Origin of the sequence: Pedococcus badiiscoriae (assembly GCF_013408925.1) — a bacterium.
Taxonomy (GTDB): Bacteria; Actinomycetota; Actinomycetes; order Actinomycetales; family Dermatophilaceae; genus Pedococcus; species Pedococcus badiiscoriae.
Genome location: NZ_JACCAB010000001.1, coordinates 1,598,374 through 1,614,001 on the forward strand (window position 1 = coordinate 1,598,374; position 15,628 = coordinate 1,614,001).

The following is a 15,628-nucleotide window of genomic DNA, read 5'->3' on the forward strand; positions in this document are numbered from 1 at the left end:
CCCATTATTACTGTCGGTAAGGTCCCCCGCAGACCTGCCCGTCGGCCGGTCGGTCAGTCCTCATCCAGTTGCACCAGGACGGGCGCGTGGTCGGAGGCGCCCTTGCCCTTGCGCTCCTCACGGTCGATGACGGCGCCGGTCACCCGGGCGGCGAACGCGGGGGTCCCGAGGACGAAGTCGATCCGCATGCCGCGTCGCTTCGGGAAGCTCAGCATCTTGTAGTCCCAGTAGGTGAAGGTGCCCGGCTCCGGGGTGTGCGGACGCACGACGTCGACGAACCCGGCGTCGAGCACCGCCTGGAAGGCGGCCCGCTCGCCGGGCGAGACGTGGCTCTTGTCGAGGTAGTACTCCATCGACCAGACGTCCCCGTCCTGCGGCGCGATGTTCCAGTCGCCCATGATCGCCGCGGTCTCGCCCGCCTCCACCGACCGCTGAACCTGGTCGCGCAGCCGGGCCAGCCACTCGAGCTTGTAGGTCATGTGCGGGTCCTCGAGGTGACGCCCGTTGGGGACGTAGACCGAGGTGACCCTGACGCCGCCGCAGGTCGCGGTCAGGGCGCGCGCCTCGACGACCGGCGGGTCGCCCCAGGCGGGGGCGCCGGGGAAGGAGGCTGTCACGTCCTCGATCCCGACCCGGGACACGATGGCCACCCCGTTCCAGTGGTTCAGGCCGTGGTGCGCGACCTCGTAGCCGAGGGCTCGCAGGCGCTCGAACGGGAACTGGGCGTCGGTGGCCTTGGTCTCCTGGATCGCCAGCACGTCGACGTCGCTGCGCTGCAGCCAGGCCTCGACCCGGTCGACGCGGGAGCGGATGGAGTTGACGTTCCAGGTGGCAATACGCACGCGGGCAACCCTATGCGGACCCGCCTAGAGTGACGGCATGAGCACTGCCCTCGTCACCGGCGCCACCGCCGGCATCGGCCTGTCCTTCGCCCATGCGCTCGCGGAGCGCGGCCACGACGTGGTCCTCGTGGCCCGCGACCGTGCGCGCCTGGAGAACGTCTCCGACGAGCTGCGGGCGAAGTATGCCGTCGGCACCGAGATCCTGGTGGCCGACCTGTCCGACCGGGCCGAGACGGGCAAGGTCGCCGAGCGGCTGGCCGACCTCGCCCGCCCCGTGGACCTGCTGGTCAACAACGCGGGGTACTCGCTCAAGGGGTCGTTCCTGCGCCACGACATCGCGCAGGAGGAGGCCAACTTCGACGTGCTCTGCCGGGCCGTCCTGGTCCTGTCCCACGCGGCCGGCAACGCCATGCGCACCCGAGGCCACGGCGCCATCGTCAACGTCTCGTCGGTCGCCTCCTTCATCACCGCAGGCACCTACTCGGCCAACAAGGCCTACGTCACGGTCTTCACCGAGGGCCTGGCCGCCGAGCTGCGCGGGACCGGCGTGACCGCGACCGCCCTCTGCCCCGGGTTCACGCACACCGAGTTCCACGAGCGGGCCCAGGTCGACATGTCGAGCATCCCCGAGTTCATGTGGCTCGACGCCGACCGGCTGGTGCGTGACTGCCTCGACGACGTCGCGAAGGGCCGTGTCGTGTCGGTGCCGTCGCCGCAGTACAAGGCCATCGTCGGCGCCCTGCGCGTCGTGCCCCGCTCGCTCGTGCGCCGTCGCGCCAGCAGCGTGCACCGCCCCGGGAAGTGACCGGCACACCTTCCTGCGTGATCGGTAGGCTGGCGAACCGTGACTGACACCGCCGCCGCCCGTGCCCGCCTGCTGGAGATCGTCAAGGAGAAGGCCATCGTCCACGGCCGGGTGACGCTGTCGTCCGGCAGGGAGGCCGACTACTACGTCGACCTGCGGCGCATCACCCTCGACGGCGAGGCCGCACCGCTGGTCGGGATCGTCATGCGCGACCTCGTCCAGGACCTCGAGTTCGACGCGGTCGGCGGCCTGACGCTCGGGGCGGACCCCGTCGCGACCTCGATCCTGCACGCGAGCGCGGCCGCGGGGGAGCGCAAGGACGCCTTCGTCGTGCGCAAGTCGGGCAAGGCCCACGGCCTGCAGCAGCGGATCGAAGGGCCGTCCATCGAGGGCCGCCGCGTCGTCATCGTCGAGGACACCTCCACCACCGGCGCCTCTCCCCTCGAAGCCGCGACGGCCGCTCGGGAGGCCGGCGCCGAGGTCGTCGCCGTCGCGACCATCGCCGACCGGGCGACCGGCGCGGCCGAGAAGTTCGCGGACGCCGGGTACGAGTACCGCTTCGTCTTCGGGCTCGAGGAGCTCGGGCTGGCCTAGGCTGAGCACCATGTGGGCCTTGATCATCATCGGTGTCGTCCTCGTGGTGCTCGTCCTGTGGGCCGTCGGCGTCTACAACGGCCTCATCAGGCTGCGCAACCTGGTGCAGGAGGCGTGGCGACAGATCGACGTCGAGCTGAAGCGCCGACACGACCTCATCGGCAATCTCGTGGAGACGGTGAAGGGGTATGCCGCCCACGAGCGCGGCACGCTCGAGGACGTCATGAAGGCCCGCTCGGCAGCGATGGCCGGTGGCCAGAGCCCCGCGCAGCAGGCGCAGAGCGAGGGACTGCTGAGCCAGGCGCTCGGTCGGCTCATCGCGGTGGCCGAGGCCTACCCGGACCTCAAGGCCAACCAGAACTTCCTGGCGCTGCAGCAGGAGCTGACCTCGACCGAGGACCGCATCGCCGCGGCCCGGCGGTACTACAACGCCAACGTCCGCGAGCTCAACACCAGGGTCGAGACCGTCCCCTCGAACATCGTCGCCGGCCTGTTCCACATCGGGCGTGCGGAGTACTTCGAGGTGGAGGGCGAGGAGCGCGACGCGGTGAAGGTCGACTTCGGCCAGGGGACCCCGCCGCAGGCCTGAGCGCCGCGGCGCACCCCGAAACACCCGGCCCGGCGTCACGCGTCCACCGGTCGGTGGACCAGGGATCAACCAGCCGACGCTGCCGTGGCACGACCTGGCGAGGCAGGGTGGACCCATGGACGCACCCATCCTCGTCACCGGACTGCGCAAGACCTACGGGAGCCGGGCGGCCGTCGACGGCATCGACCTGCGGATCGAGCGCGGTGAGGTCTTCGCGCTGCTCGGACCGAACGGCGCCGGCAAGACCACGACCGTCGAGATCCTGGAGGGTTTCCGCAGGCGCGACGGCGGCAGCGTCAACGTCCTCGGCGAGGATCCCGAGAGGGCTGGGCTGGGCTGGCGCAACCGGCTCGGCATCGTGCTGCAGTCCTCGACCGGGCTGGACCTGATCACCCCGCGCGAGGCGCTCGCCAGCACCGCCAAGGTGTATCGCACCCCGCGCGACGTCGACGAGGTGCTGGCCGCCGTCGGACTCGTCGACAAGGCGGACGACCGGATCGGCAAGCTCAGCGGTGGCCAGCGCCGGCGGCTCGACGTCGGGCTGGGCATCGTCGGCACGCCCGAGCTGCTGTTCCTCGACGAACCCACCACCGGTTTCGACCCGCAGGCCCGGCGCGACTTCTGGGAGCTGATCGGCTCACTGGCCGACGGGGGCACGACGATCCTGCTCACCACCCACTACCTCGACGAGGCCGAGCACCTCGCCGACCGGGTCGGGGTCATCGCGATGGGCAGGATGCTGGCCCTCGATACCCCGGCCAACCTCGGCGGGCGCGCCTCCTTGGAAGCCACGGTGACCTGGGAGGACGACGCGGGCACGCGGCATACCGAGAGGACGAGCACCCCGACGCGGCTCGTCGCCGCACTCAGCGCGCGAGTGGGCGGTGAGGTGCCCAAGCTGACGGTGACCCGGCCCTCCCTGGAGGACACCTACCTGGCGCTCATCGCGCCCCACGCCGTCGGCGAGCCCGTCGGCGCCGACCCTGTCGCCGAGGTGGTCGCATGAACGTCGTCGCCATCGGCTGGGACCGCACGGTGCTCGAGCTGAAGATGTACTTCCGGGAGAAGGAAGCGGTGTTCTTCTCGTTCGTCTTCCCGATCATGATGCTGGCGATGTTCTCGGTGATCTTCAGCCACCAGTTCAGCGACAAGGGCGACACGGAGGGAGTCAACGCGGCGCGGTTCTTCCTGCCCGGAATGGTCGCGGCCGGCGTGATGCTCACCAGCTTCCAGTCGATGGCGCTGAGCGTCGCGGTCGAGCGTGACGACGGCACCCTCAAGCGGCTGCGCTCCACCCCGATGCCCCCGGTCGCCTACTTCCTCGGCAAGGTGGGCCTCGTCGCCCTCACCAGCCTCGCCCAGTTCGCGCTGCTCATCGCGATGGCCAGGCTCGCGTTCGGGGTGCAGCTGCCCACCGACGCGGGTCACTGGCTGACGTTCGCCTGGGTGTTCCTGCTCGGGGTCGCCACGGGGACGGTGCTCGGGATCGCCTACTCCTCCCTGGCGTCCTCGTCCCGGTCGGTCGGCGCGGTCGTCATCGCCCCGACGCTGATCCTGCAGTTCATCTCGGGGGTCTACTTCGCGTTCACCGACCTCCCCCTGTGGCTCAAGCAGGTGGCGTCGGTGTTCCCGCTGAAGTGGATTGCCCAGGGGATGCGCTCGGTGTTCTTCCCCGGCGACTGGCAGACCCGGGAGATGGCCGGCACCTGGGAGCCCGGCCGCACGGCCGTCGTCCTCGCGGTCTGGCTGCTCGCCGGGCTCCTCGTCTGTGCCCGCACCTTCCGCTGGACCAAGCGCGGCACGACATGATGGCCCGGTGGGCACCGCGATGACCGACGCCGAACCCTCCGACTGCCGGCCCGAGCGGGGTTCGTCCTCGGACGCCCTCGACGAGATGTGGCGCAGCCAGCAACGCTGGTGGCACGGCCTGTTCGCCGCCCTCGTCGTCACGACCGTGGTGGTCATGGTCGTGGAGGGGAAACCGCACCTCGGCTCGCGCCTGGCCTGCGTGGTGGTCATCGGGGTCGCGTATGCCGTGTGGGGCCGCCGCGGGATGGGCGAGCGCGACCCCTTCGCGGGGATGCTCTACCTGGGGGTTGCCTGGGGACTGATGGTCGTCCTGATGGCTCTCGACGGGACGGGCACGGCGTGGATCCTGACGTTCGGCCTGTTCCCGCAGACGTGGGCGATCCTGCCCCGCAACAGGGCCGCTGGCACGGTGGTCGCGGCGATCCTGCTCATCGGTGCCGTCCGCCTCTGGAACGGCCCGCGCACCGGCGACGACGCCGTCGGCATCGCGATCAGCACCGTCATCATGCTGGTGCTGTCGCTGACCCTGGGGCTGTTCATCGACCGGATCATCCGGGAGGCCGACACCCGGGCCCGGACCATCGACGAGCTGCACCGCACCCAGGACGAGCTCGCGGCGGCCGAGCGTGCCCAGGGCGTCGCGGGGGAGCGCGAGCGCATCTCGCGGGAGATCCACGACACCCTCGCCCAGGGCTTCACTTCGGTCGTGACGCTGGCGCGGGCGACCGAGCTGGCCCTGGACCGCGGCGACCTCTCCGCCGTCCGCGAGCGGCTGCGGCTGATCGAGCACACTGCCGCCGACAACCTCTCCGAGGCCCGGCTGATCGTCGCCGAGCTGACGCCCGGCCACCTGCAGTCGCGCACCCTGTCCGAGGCCCTGCAACGGCTGGTCGACGCGGTCTCGGCGGAGAGCGGGATGGCCGGGACGGTGCGCATCGAGGGGGAGCCGGTCGTGCTGCCGGCCAACTCCGAGGTGGTCCTGCTCCGCACCGCCCAGGAGGGCCTGTCCAACGTCCGGCGCCACTCGGGGGCCTCCACGTTCGAGGTGTCGCTGTCCTATGCCGCGGACGGTCCCGTGGCGCTGGTCGTCACCGACGACGGCGTCGGTTTCGACCCCGCGGCGCAGGCCCGGGGCTACGGCCTCGACGGTGCGACCGCGCGGGCGACCGAGGTCGGCGGCCGGTTCGACGTGGACAGCCGGCCCGGCGCCGGGTCGCGCCTGAGGGTGGAGGTGCCCCGATGAGCGAGCCCGGCAGTGGCCAGACCCCGTTGCGGCTGCTGGTGGTCGACGACCATCCCGTGGTCCGCATGGGCCTGGTGGCGATGCTGTCCGAGCACCCGGACTTCGAGGTGGTGGGGGAGGCGCAGGACGGGGCCGAGGCGGTGGTGCTGGCGGCCCGGCTGACGCCGGACGTCGTGTTGATGGACCTGCGCATGCCCGTGATGGACGGCGCCGACGCCACGGCCAGGATGCGGGCGGCGGAGCGCGCGCCGGCGGTCCTGGTGCTGACCACCTACGACACCGACGCCGACATCGTCCGGGCCGTCGAGGCGGGAGCCAACGGCTACCTGCTCAAGGACGCCCCGCGCGAGACGTTGGCCGACGCGATCCGCCGAGCGGCGCGCGGTGAGACGGTGCTGGCCCCGCCAGTCGTCGCCCGGCTGGCCAGTCGGCTGCGGGCGCCCGCGGCGCCGACCCTCACCGACCGCGAGACCGAGGTGCTGCGCTGGGTGGCCAAGGGGCTGTCCAATGCAGAGGTCGGTCGCGAGCTGCACATCGGCGAGGCGACCGTGAAGACCCACCTGCTCCGGACCTTCGAGAAGCTCGGGGTGACCGACCGCACGGCGGCCGTCACCGCGGCCTACCGGGCGGGCCTGATCGAGCTCTGAGGGGTCGCCGGACTGGCGGTCAGCCGCGGTCAGACACGGTCAGACGCGGTCAGACGCGGTCAGACGCGGTCAGACGCGGTCGTCGCGCAGGTCGTCGACGGACTGGTCGTGCGCGACGGCGTCGTCCCCGACGGTCTCGTCCGACGTCCGGCCACGGCGGGCCCGGACCACCTCGACGACCATGGGGATCAGCGAGATGGCCACGATGGCCAGGATGGCCAGCTCGAGGTGGTTCTTGAGGGCCGGGAAGGAGTTGCCCAGGAAGTAGCCCAGCAGCGTCACGATCCAGACCCACAGCACGGCGCCGACGCCGCTCCAGACGAAGAAGTGCCGCCGGTCCATCCGGCTCACCCCAGCCACGACGGTGATGAAGGTGCGAACCACCGGGACGAACCGGCCGAGCACCAGGGCCTTCGCGCCGTGCTTCTCGAAGAAGGCGTGGCTGTCGTCGAAGTACTTCTTCTTGAGGATGCGCCCGTCGCGCTCGTACAGCGGACGGCCCACCGCGCGGCCGATCTCGTAGCCGACGACGTTGCCCGCGAACGCCGCGAGGCTCAGGATCACCAGGCCGACGACGAGGTTCATCGAGAGGTCGCCGGTGCTGATGAACAACCCGATGGCGAACAGCAGCGAGTCACCGGGCAGGATCGGGAAGAGCAGCCCGCACTCGACGAAGACGATCGCGACGCTCACCCAGAAGAACTGGGAGCCGAAATGGGTCAGGAGCCACTGGGGGTCCATCCAGCTGGTGCTCAGTGAGTGCATGGGCTACAGGGTATGCCGCGCCGGCGGCTGCGCTCGACTTGTCACCTGAGAGAAACCTGTGGGCCGAGTGGGGCCCCAGGTCACGGCACGGCATACATCTGCGGGATCCGCCCGCCTGGTGGGCGCCGCGGTGGGACCGTTGGAGCAAGGCCCGTGCGACGGGTCGAGAGGCAAGGGATACCGGGGGGTATCGATGGACGGAAGGCCGTGGCCCACGCGAAGGGCCGTGCTGGGGGCAGCGGTGGGCACCAGCCTCGCGGGCGTGCTGGGCGCTGGGTTGGCGCGAGAGCACGACCCTCTGGAGCGAACCGGAACTCCCCTGTCGCGCAGTCGTGTCGACCCCAGGTCGATCAGCTCGGTCCACACTGGCCGGAGAGTGGTCGCCCTCACCTTCGACGACGGCCCGGACCCCGCAAGCACCCCGGCGGTGCTCGACGTCCTCGACCAGTTCGGGGTGGTGGCGACGTTCTTCATGATCGGGCGCAACGTCGTCGAGCGCCCTGACCTGGCCGTCGAGGTGCTCCGGCGTGGGCACCAGGTGGCCAGCCACACGCAGGACCACCTCTGGCTGGACGAGCAGCCGGCAGCGGTCGTCCGCAGCCAGGTATTGGCTGGGGCCGCGAGCCTGGCCCGCGTGGGTGCACCCTCGACCCGGCTCTTCCGCCCGCCCCACGGCTGGACCAGCCCCACGGTGGCGAGGGTCACGCACGCTCACGGCCTGCGCTGCATCTTCTGGAGCGAGTGCCTCGAGCACTACCTGCGCCTGGGGGACCCGTCGTCTGCCGCCGCCGCGGTCGCGGCGAGGACCGGTCCCGGCTCGATCATCCTGTGCCACGACGGCGGGCACCTCGACGGGCCGCACCCGCAGTCCCTCGACCGCGCCGCCACGGTGGCCGCGCTCCCGCATATGCTCGACGCCGTGCTCTCGAAGGATCTGCGGTTCGCGACGGTCAGCGAGCTGACTGGTGTCTGAGACGCCCACCGGGTCCAGCGGCCTCGCGACCGACGAGGTGGGCGCCGGGCCGTGGGTGGGGCAGTGGCCGCCGGGGGACCACTGGGACGCCGACCTGCTGCGCGACGGCGACCGCCGCAACGTGGTCGACGGCTACCACTACTGGCGGCACGACGCGATCGTCGCCGACCTGGACGCGCGGCGTCACGACTTCCACGTGGCGGTCGAGAACTGGGGGCACGACTTCAACATCGGGTCGGTCATCAGGACGGCGAACGCCTTCAACGCCAAGGCCTTCCACATCGTGGGCAGGCGACGGTGGAACCGCCGGGGGGCGATGGTGACCGACCGTTACCAGCACGAGCACCACCACCCGACGGTGGACGACCTGGTCGAGTGGGCCGCCACGGCGGGCACTGGCGCGGAGGGTCGGCAACGCGGCATACCGCTCATCGGGATCGACAACCTGCCGGGCTCGCTGCCGCTGGAGACCTACGACCTGCCCCGGGAGTGCGTGCTCGTCTTCGGGCAGGAGGGGCCGGGACTGTCGCCCGAGATGCGTCAGGCCTGTGAGGTGGTGCTCCACATCGGGCAGTACGGGTCGACGCGCTCGATCAACGCGGGAGCCGCGGCCGCCATCGCCATGCATGCCTGGGTGCGCCGGAACATTTTCGGGCAGGCTGTCGATGAGCCCACCGCTCGTCCGTCATCAGGGTGATAGCACCCACCGATGAGAGGAACAGCCATGACCCAGTACATCGTCCTGCTGCCGGCCGACGAGGCCCGTTACGCGTCGGCCTCGGCCCAGGAGCGCGCTGACCTGACGGCAGCCCACGGGGAGTTCGCCCAGCTGCTCGCCGAGCGCGGACACAAGATGACAGGTGGCGCCCAGCTGACCCCGGCCGGGCAGTCGCGCGTGGTCCGCGGGAGTGCCCTCGACCAGGTCTCGGTCACCGACGGACCGTATGCCGAGAGCGCCGAGCAGGTCGGCGGCTACTACGTCGTCGAGACCTCCGACCCCGCCGACCTGGCCAAGGTCTGCGGCCGGCTGCTCGCGACCCCGTTCCACGACGCCATCGAGATCCGCCCCCAGGTCGAGAACCAGATGCCGTGAGGTATGTCGTCCTGATCGCCTACGAGCCCGGTGGCTGGGCGGAGGCCAGCCACGAGGTGAGGCAGCAGCACGTCGATGCCCACCACGCCTTCGAGCGGTACGTCGACGAGCACGGGCGGCGGCTGAGCAGCGCGGCGTTGAGCGACGCCGACCTCGCCACCACGATCAGGCGCGACGGCGGGGGGTCGGACGTGGTCACCGACGGGCCGTTCGTCGAGCTCGCCGAGCAGATCGGCGGCTACTACGACGTTGAGCTGCCGGACCTCGACGCCGCGATCACCGCCGGCCGGCTGCTGCCCAGGGCGTACACCGTCGAGATCCGGTCCGTGGTGGGTGTCGAGGGCTACGAGAGCCTGTGACCAGGTGAGCGTCGGCGGACCCGCCGCGACGTCCGGCGATCCCGCCGACGTGCTGGCCACGGTCGTGCGGCAGGAGTGGGGACGGCTGACGGCCTTGCTCCTCGCGCGCTTCCGGCGACTCGACCTCGTCGAGGACGCGCTCGCGGACGCGGTCGAGACGGCGACACGGCGCTGGACGCGCGACGGTCTGCCGGACAACCCGGCCGCGTGGCTGCACACCGCGGCCAGGAGGCGCGTGCTCGACCGGCTCCGCGCCGAGGCGATGGCGCACCGCAAGGCGCCGCTGCTCATCGTCGAGGCCGAGCGGGTCGAGGGCTCGCCCGTGCTGGCCGATCCCGGCGACCTCGTCGAGGACGACCTGCTGCGGCTGGTGCTGATGTGCACCCACCCGGCGCTCGACCCCGCCGCGGCCAGCGCCCTCACCCTCCGCCTCGTGCTGGGCGTGAGCACCGCCGACATCGCCCGGCTGTTCCTCGTGCCGGAGCCCACGATGGCGGCCAGGATCACGCGTGCCAAGCGCAAGATCGTCACCGCGGGCATCCCCTTCGCCGTGCCCTCAGCCGACGTGCTGCCCGAGCGGCTCGACACCGTCGCCCAGACGGCATACCTCGCCTTCACCGCCGGATATGCGCCCGGGTCGGGTCCGGATGTCGTGCGCACCGGCCTCGCCGGCGAGGCGATCCGCCTGGTGCGCGTCGTGCTCGCCCTGCGCCCCGACGCACCGGTCCTGGTGGCCCTGCTCGCGTTGATGCTGCTGCAGCACTCGCGTCGGGACGCGCGGGTGGACGACAGCGGCCGGATCGTCCTGCTGCCCGACCAGGACCGGTCGCGCTGGCACCGCGACGAGGTCGACGAGGCGGTGCGGCTGCTGCGCTCCCCCGGCCTGGCCGGGCCGGTCACCCTTCAGGCCGCCGGGTATGCCGTGCAGGCCCGGATCGCGGTCGAGCACGCCACGGCCCGCACCGCCGCCGAGACGGCCTGGGACCGGGTCGTTGCCCACTACGACGAGCTCGTGGCGCTGACGCCCACGCCGAGCGCGAGGCTGGCCCGCGCGGTGGCCGTCGCCGAGGCGAGCGGGCCGCACGAGGGGCTGGCGGCGCTGGCGGGGCTCGACGACCTGCTCGCCCACAGCCACCGCCTCCCCGCCGTGCGGGCCGAGCTGCTCACTCGCGCCGGCGACCGGGACGGGGCGCGGGCCGCCTACGACCTGGCCATCGAGCGCTGCGGCAACGACGCCGAGCGCGCCCTGCTGCTGGAGCGGCGGGCAGACCTGCGCCCCGACCGCGACGGAGCCGGGGGCCGGGGAGGCCGGGTCACCCCGACAGCCTGAGACACGGGTGTCCGGTCGCGCGCGGGTCGTGCAAAGATCGGCGACGACGCCAGGCCGACGCCACGCACGAGTCGAAGGAGACTTCCATGCCCATCGCCACCCCCGAGGTGTATGCCGACATGCTGGACCGCGCGAAGGCCGGCTCCTTCGCGTACCCGGCGATCAACATCTCGTCCTCGCAGACGCTGAACGCGGCGATCCGTGGCTTCGCCGACGCGGGCAGCGACGGCATAGTGCAGGTCTCGACCGGTGGCGCGGAGTACCTCTCCGGTCCGACCGTCAAGGACATGGTGACCGGTTCGATCGCGCTCGCGGCCTACGCCCACGAGGTCGCCAAGAAGTACGACGTCAACATCGCGCTGCACACCGACCACTGCCCGAAGGACAAGCTCGACGGCTTCGTCCGGCCGCTGCTCGCCGCGTCCACGGAGCGGGTCAAGGCCGGTGGCACGCCGTGGTTCCAGTCGCACATGTGGGACGGCTCCGCCGTCCCGCTCGCCGAGAACCTCACGATCGCCCGCGAGCTGCTGGACCTGTGCCGCGCCGCGGACGTCATCCTCGAGATCGAGGTGGGCGTCGTCGGCGGCGAGGAGGACGGCGTCGAGGGCAAGATCGACGAGAAGCTCTACTCGACTCCGCAGGACGCGCTCGCCACCGCCGAGGCCCTCGGCCTGGGTGAGCACGGTCGCTACCTGACGGCCCTGACGTTCGGCAACGTCCACGGCGTCTACAAGCCGGGGAACGTCAAGCTGCGCCCCGAGATCCTCAAGGCCGCCCAGGACGCGGTCGCCCGGGCCCACGGACTTGCCGGCGACGCGAAGCCGTTCGACCTCGTCTTCCACGGTGGGTCCGGCTCGAGCCCGGAGGACATCGCGGCGGCGGTCGACTACGGCGTCGTCAAGATGAACGTCGACACGGACACCCAGTACGCCTTCACCCGCCCCGTCGCCGGCTACATGCTGACCAACTATGCCGGCGTCCTCAAGGTCGACGGCGAGGTCGGCAACAAGAAGCTGTACGACCCCCGCGCCTGGGGCAAGGAGGCCGAGGCCGGCATGGCTGCCCGCGTCGTCGAGGCCTGCCAGAACCTGCGCTCGGCCGGTACCCACGCGTGAGCGACAACCTGCTCGGCATCCCCGAGACGCGGCTGCCCGTCGACCCCGCTGCCGCGAAGCTCGAGGCGGGCGTCGCCGCGGACCAGGTGGCCGCGGCATACCCGACCTCGTCGCTGGCCTGGGCCACGCTCGCCGAGGACGCACTCGCCGACGGGCGCACCGTCGAGGGCTACGCCTACGCCCGCACCGGTTACCACCGAGCGCTGGACTCGCTGCGCAAGAACGGCTGGCGCGGGCAGGGACCCGTGCCGTGGGAGCACGAGCCCAACCGGGGTTTCCTGCGCGCGCTGGCGGCCCTGTCCCGGGCCGCCGGAACCATCGGTGAGACCGACGAGGAGCTGCGCTGTGCCCAGTTCCTGCGCGACTCCTCCATGACGGGTGCGCGCGAGCTCGGGCTCTGATCAGGGCGCGACCTTTCGTCTGCCGGCCTGGGGCCTGCCGACACAGTGCGCCGGGAGAGCAGTGACGCCGGGAGACCGGACCCGAATTCTGGTCCCGGTCTCCCGGCGCCGCCCCCTGCCGCGGGCCTGAGCCCGCGTGATCCCTACCCGTCTATGGTCGTCCCCTGCCGCGTGACGAGCAGCGTCCGGTCATTGTGCACTCAGAACGAGGCCTTCGGTGGCACTATGCTGCCAAAGGACAGATGATGTCACTTCGGGCGGGGAGGTGCCTTGACCAGCGGGGATGCGTCGGCTCGAGACGTGGAACGCATGCTCACCGATCCGATGGACCGGCTGTTCCGCGTCCTCGAGAGCGGGGAGGAACAGCTCGAGGCGCGACGGGCCGAGCTGGCCGAGGTGCGCTATGCGCTCTTCCAGCTCTCGGCGGGTGGTGCTGCCCGGCACGCCCGGACCAGTGGCGTCGAACCCCTCGCGGCCGAGATGGCCGCACCCATGCTGCGTTACCTGCTGCTGAACACGACGGGCCTGTGCCGGGTCAGCACGATGAGCGTCCACGTGACGGCGGACCTGGCGCAGGAGAACCGCCGGCTCAACCAGGACCTGTTGGCGGCGGGGCAGTTCCGCCAGCGGACGCTGTATCCCATGGACATCGTGGACAGCGAGGACGGGCGCGCCTGGCTCAAGGCGTTCGCGGGCGTCGGCGAGGAGCAGGGGCTGTCCTTGGCGCCCCCGAGCGAGTTCACGATCTTCGGCCAACACTCCCTCGTCGCGGTGGCCGAGTGGGGCAACGTCGGCAGCGACTACGTCATGGTCCGCGACCCCATGCTCATCGCCGCGTTCACCGCGCTCTTCGACCGGGCCTTCGAGCGCGCCCTTCCGGTGGTCCCGGAGGATGCCCGTGACGACGAGGACCTGCGTCTGGTGAAGCTCCTGGGGCTCGGTCTGAAGGATGAGTCGATTGCGCGGTACCTCGGCTGCAGCCTGCGGACCGTGCGCCGGCGGGTGGCTGCCCTGATGGCGCGGCACGGTGTGCAGACGAGGTTCCAGCTGGGGTTGGCGGCGGCCAGCGGTGAGCTCGGTTCCCCCCGCGAGCCCGCGGACCGGTAACCTTTCCCGGTACGGGCCCCGTGCGCACGCGACGGGGCCTGCTGCATGACCGCAGGAAAAACGCAGACATGGGAGAGGTGCGGTATGCCGGCAATCGTGCTCGTGGGCGCTCAGTGGGGCGACGAGGGCAAGGGCAAGGCCACCGACCTGATGGGCAGCGACGTCGACTACGTCGTGAAGTTCAACGGCGGTAACAACGCCGGTCACACCATCGTCATCGAGAAGGACGGCAAGCGCGAGAAGTACGCCCTGCACCTGCTCCCCTCGGGCATCCTCACGCCGACCTGCACTCCGGTCATCGGCAACGGCGTGGTCATCGACCTGGCCGTGCTCTTCGAGGAGCTCGACGGGCTCGAGGCCCGCGGTGTCGACACCTCCCGCCTCCTCGTGAGCGCCAACGCGCACATCATCGCGCCCTACAACCGGGTGCTCGACAAGGTCACCGAGCGCTTCCTGGGCTCGCGCAAGATCGGCACCACCGGCCGCGGCATCGGCCCGACGTACGCGGACAAGATGGCTCGCAACGGCATCCGCGTGCAGGACATCTTCGACGAGAAGATCCTGCGCCAGAAGGTCGAGGCGGCGCTGGCGCTGAAGAACCAGGTCCTCGCCAAGATCTACAACCGCCGGGCCGTCGAGGTCGACGAGGTGATGGAGGAGCTCCTCGGGTATGCCGAGCGCCTGCGCCCCATGGTCGCCGACACCTCGCTGGTCCTCGAGCGCGCGCTGAACGAGGGCAAGACCGTTCTCCTCGAGGCCGGGCAGGCGACCCTGCTCGACGTCGACCACGGCACCTACCCGTTCGTCACGTCGTCCAACGCCACGGCCGGTGGGGCCTGCACCGGCTCGGGCATCCCGCCGACCCGGGTGTCGGGCGTCATCGCCATCCTCAAGGCCTACTCGACGCGGGTCGGCGAGGGGCCGTTCCCCACCGAGCTGTTCGACGCCAACGGCGAGTTCCTGCGCAAGGTCGGGGCCGAGTTCGGGACGACGACCGGACGCCCACGCCGCTGCGGCTGGGTGGACACCGTGGTCGGCCGCTACGCGACCCGGGTCAACGGCGTCACCGACTTCGTCATCACCAAGCTCGACGTGCTGACCGGGCTGGAGACGATCCCGGTGTGCGTGGCCTACGACGTCGACGGGGTCCGCCACGACGAGATGCCGGTCAACCAGACGGACTTCCACCACGCCAAGCCGATCTACGAAGAGCTGCCCGGTTGGTCTGAGGACATCTCGACGTGCCGCACGTTCGAGGAGCTTCCCGTCAGCGCGCAGGCGTACGTGCTGCGACTCGAGGAGCTCATCGGCGCGCGCGTCTCGGCGATCGGCGTCGGCCCCGGCCGCGACGAGATCATCAGCCGCCACTCCCTCCTCGGCGCCTGAACCCGTGGCGCAGCCGAGGCCGGAGCCCGGTTCGGTTGTGCGCCTGCGGTTCACGAAGTGGGGTGGCAAGCGGCACCACGGCGCAGAGCTCGTCTACCTCGGGGCCGACGACCACGGTGACTGGCTGGGCGACCCGGTCGGCAACCGGTGGTCGGGTGGACCGAACTCCTTCGTGAGCGTCACCGACAACGTGCTCCTCGTCCCGCACGGCAGGGGCCTGACCGCGATGTTCTACGGCGAGCACCCGGACCAGGCCTTCGAGCTCTACGTCGACATCACCACGGTGCCTGTCTGGGACGGCGACCTCGTGACGGCAGTGGACCTCGACCTCGACGTGATCCGCCGGTTCGACGGCAGCTGGTACGTCGACGACGAGGACGAGTTCGCCGAGCACCAGGTTCTCTACGGCTACCCACCCGACCTGGTGGTCGCGGCAGAGGCCGAGTGCGCGCGCGTGGTCGACGAGATCCGTTCAGGCGCACCGGTTCTGGCCGACGAGACCGCCGCCCCGTGGCGCGCCGTCTTCGCGTCCCTGAAGGCCGGCTGACCGCTCGGGCCCACCCGCGACAC

At 71.2% G+C, this 15,628-nt stretch carries 19 protein-coding genes; 17 read left to right on the plus strand and 2 right to left on the minus strand.

Features of this window, described 5'->3' with window-relative positions; translation table 11 throughout:
• Window positions 1-53: 53 nt before the first annotated feature.
• Window positions 54-842, minus strand: coding sequence for an exodeoxyribonuclease III (locus BJ986_RS07625; RefSeq protein ID WP_179421433.1), 789 nt, complete (start codon window positions 840-842; stop codon window positions 54-56).
• Between the two features lie 37 nt (window positions 843-879).
• Between BJ986_RS07625 and BJ986_RS07630 the strand changes: the two genes are divergently transcribed.
• The 7 genes from BJ986_RS07630 (at window position 880) to BJ986_RS07660 (ending at window position 6,529) form a co-directional block, all read left to right on the plus strand.
• Window positions 880-1,647 (plus strand): SDR family NAD(P)-dependent oxidoreductase, encoded by a 768-nt coding sequence (locus BJ986_RS07630; RefSeq protein WP_179421434.1) that lies wholly within the window; start codon window positions 880-882, stop codon window positions 1,645-1,647.
• Between the two features lie 39 nt (window positions 1,648-1,686).
• The gene (gene pyrE, locus BJ986_RS07635; RefSeq protein ID WP_179421435.1) at window positions 1,687-2,241 is read left to right on the plus strand and encodes an orotate phosphoribosyltransferase; all 555 of its coding nucleotides are present in this window, start codon (window positions 1,687-1,689) and stop codon (window positions 2,239-2,241) included.
• 10 nt (window positions 2,242-2,251) lie between these two features.
• Window positions 2,252-2,830 (plus strand): LemA family protein, encoded by a 579-nt coding sequence (locus BJ986_RS07640; protein WP_179421436.1) that lies wholly within the window; start codon window positions 2,252-2,254, stop codon window positions 2,828-2,830.
• Between the two features lie 115 nt (window positions 2,831-2,945).
• Window positions 2,946-3,836, plus strand: a complete 891-nt coding sequence (locus tag BJ986_RS07645; RefSeq protein WP_179421437.1) for an ABC transporter ATP-binding protein — start codon at window positions 2,946-2,948, stop codon at window positions 3,834-3,836.
• Window positions 3,833-4,639, plus strand: a complete 807-nt coding sequence (locus BJ986_RS07650) for an ABC transporter permease (protein ID WP_179421438.1) — start codon at window positions 3,833-3,835, stop codon at window positions 4,637-4,639. Before BJ986_RS07645 ends, BJ986_RS07650 begins: the two co-directional genes overlap by 4 nt.
• Before the next feature lie 7 nt (window positions 4,640-4,646).
• A complete protein-coding gene (locus tag BJ986_RS16765) occupies window positions 4,647-5,882 on the plus strand; it encodes a histidine kinase (RefSeq protein ID WP_179421439.1) in 1,236 nt (411 codons plus the stop codon).
• Complete coding sequence (locus tag BJ986_RS07660; RefSeq protein WP_179421440.1) at window positions 5,879-6,529, plus strand: response regulator; 651 nt, start codon at window positions 5,879-5,881, stop codon at window positions 6,527-6,529. The genes BJ986_RS16765 and BJ986_RS07660 overlap by 4 nt, the downstream gene beginning before the upstream one ends.
• A gap of 69 nt (window positions 6,530-6,598) precedes the next feature.
• On the opposite strand, the gene BJ986_RS07665 is transcribed toward BJ986_RS07660, so the two are convergent.
• Window positions 6,599-7,294, minus strand: a complete 696-nt coding sequence (locus BJ986_RS07665) for a DedA family protein (RefSeq protein ID WP_179421441.1) — start codon at window positions 7,292-7,294, stop codon at window positions 6,599-6,601.
• Between the two features lie 193 nt (window positions 7,295-7,487).
• Between BJ986_RS07665 and BJ986_RS07670 the strand changes: the two genes are divergently transcribed.
• The 10 genes from BJ986_RS07670 (at window position 7,488) to BJ986_RS16035 (ending at window position 15,605) form a co-directional block, all read left to right on the plus strand.
• On the plus strand, window positions 7,488-8,267 hold the full coding sequence (locus tag BJ986_RS07670; RefSeq protein ID WP_238338067.1) for a polysaccharide deacetylase family protein: 780 nt from the start codon (window positions 7,488-7,490) through the stop codon (window positions 8,265-8,267).
• The gene (locus BJ986_RS07675; protein ID WP_337794995.1) at window positions 8,260-8,964 is read left to right on the plus strand and encodes a TrmH family RNA methyltransferase; all 705 of its coding nucleotides are present in this window, start codon (window positions 8,260-8,262) and stop codon (window positions 8,962-8,964) included. The genes BJ986_RS07670 and BJ986_RS07675 overlap by 8 nt, the downstream gene beginning before the upstream one ends.
• A gap of 27 nt (window positions 8,965-8,991) precedes the next feature.
• Window positions 8,992-9,360, plus strand: a complete 369-nt coding sequence (locus BJ986_RS07680) for a YciI family protein (RefSeq protein ID WP_179421443.1) — start codon at window positions 8,992-8,994, stop codon at window positions 9,358-9,360.
• On the plus strand, window positions 9,357-9,719 hold the full coding sequence (locus BJ986_RS07685; RefSeq protein WP_179421444.1) for a YciI family protein: 363 nt from the start codon (window positions 9,357-9,359) through the stop codon (window positions 9,717-9,719). The genes BJ986_RS07680 and BJ986_RS07685 overlap by 4 nt, the downstream gene beginning before the upstream one ends.
• 4 nt (window positions 9,720-9,723) lie before the next feature.
• Complete coding sequence (locus BJ986_RS07690) at window positions 9,724-11,049, plus strand: RNA polymerase sigma factor (RefSeq protein WP_337794996.1); 1,326 nt, start codon at window positions 9,724-9,726, stop codon at window positions 11,047-11,049.
• 86 nt (window positions 11,050-11,135) lie between these two features.
• The gene (gene fbaA, locus BJ986_RS07695) at window positions 11,136-12,164 is read left to right on the plus strand and encodes a class II fructose-bisphosphate aldolase (protein WP_179421445.1); all 1,029 of its coding nucleotides are present in this window, start codon (window positions 11,136-11,138) and stop codon (window positions 12,162-12,164) included.
• Window positions 12,161-12,565 carry a DUF3151 family protein gene (locus BJ986_RS07700; protein WP_179421446.1) on the plus strand — a complete coding sequence of 135 codons (405 nt, stop codon included), beginning with the start codon at window positions 12,161-12,163 and terminating at the stop codon, window positions 12,563-12,565. The genes fbaA and BJ986_RS07700 overlap by 4 nt, the downstream gene beginning before the upstream one ends.
• Before the next feature lie 300 nt (window positions 12,566-12,865).
• Window positions 12,866-13,672, plus strand: a complete 807-nt coding sequence (locus BJ986_RS07705) for a helix-turn-helix domain-containing protein (protein WP_179421447.1) — start codon at window positions 12,866-12,868, stop codon at window positions 13,670-13,672.
• A gap of 84 nt (window positions 13,673-13,756) precedes the next feature.
• Complete coding sequence (locus BJ986_RS07710) at window positions 13,757-15,058, plus strand: adenylosuccinate synthase (RefSeq protein ID WP_179421448.1); 1,302 nt, start codon at window positions 13,757-13,759, stop codon at window positions 15,056-15,058.
• Between the two features lie 37 nt (window positions 15,059-15,095).
• Entirely contained in the window at window positions 15,096-15,605 is a 510-nt protein-coding gene (locus tag BJ986_RS16035) for a DUF402 domain-containing protein (protein WP_202881204.1), read from the plus strand.
• Window positions 15,606-15,628 lie beyond the last annotated feature (23 nt).

Bases quoted from the DNA above. Each gene is read 5' to 3' on its own strand.
- BJ986_RS07645 (WP_179421437.1), top strand. From the start codon at position 2,946: ATGGACGCACCCATCCTCGTCACCGGACTGCGCAAGACCTACGGGAGC.
- BJ986_RS07630 (WP_179421434.1), top strand. From the start codon at position 880: ATGAGCACTGCCCTCGTCACCGGCGCCACCGCCGGCATCGGCCTGTCC.
- BJ986_RS07650 (WP_179421438.1), top strand. From the start codon at position 3,833: ATGAACGTCGTCGCCATCGGCTGGGACCGCACGGTGCTCGAGCTGAAG.
- BJ986_RS07640 (WP_179421436.1), top strand. From the start codon at position 2,252: ATGTGGGCCTTGATCATCATCGGTGTCGTCCTCGTGGTGCTCGTCCTG.
- fbaA (WP_179421445.1), top strand. From the start codon at position 11,136: ATGCCCATCGCCACCCCCGAGGTGTATGCCGACATGCTGGACCGCGCG.
- BJ986_RS07710 (WP_179421448.1), top strand. From the start codon at position 13,757: ATGCCGGCAATCGTGCTCGTGGGCGCTCAGTGGGGCGACGAGGGCAAG.
- BJ986_RS07670 (WP_238338067.1), top strand. From the start codon at position 7,488: ATGGACGGAAGGCCGTGGCCCACGCGAAGGGCCGTGCTGGGGGCAGCG.
- BJ986_RS07660 (WP_179421440.1), top strand. From the start codon at position 5,879: ATGAGCGAGCCCGGCAGTGGCCAGACCCCGTTGCGGCTGCTGGTGGTC.
- BJ986_RS07680 (WP_179421443.1), top strand. From the start codon at position 8,992: ATGACCCAGTACATCGTCCTGCTGCCGGCCGACGAGGCCCGTTACGCG.
- BJ986_RS07665 (WP_179421441.1), bottom strand. From the start codon at position 7,294: ATGCACTCACTGAGCACCAGCTGGATGGACCCCCAGTGGCTCCTGACC.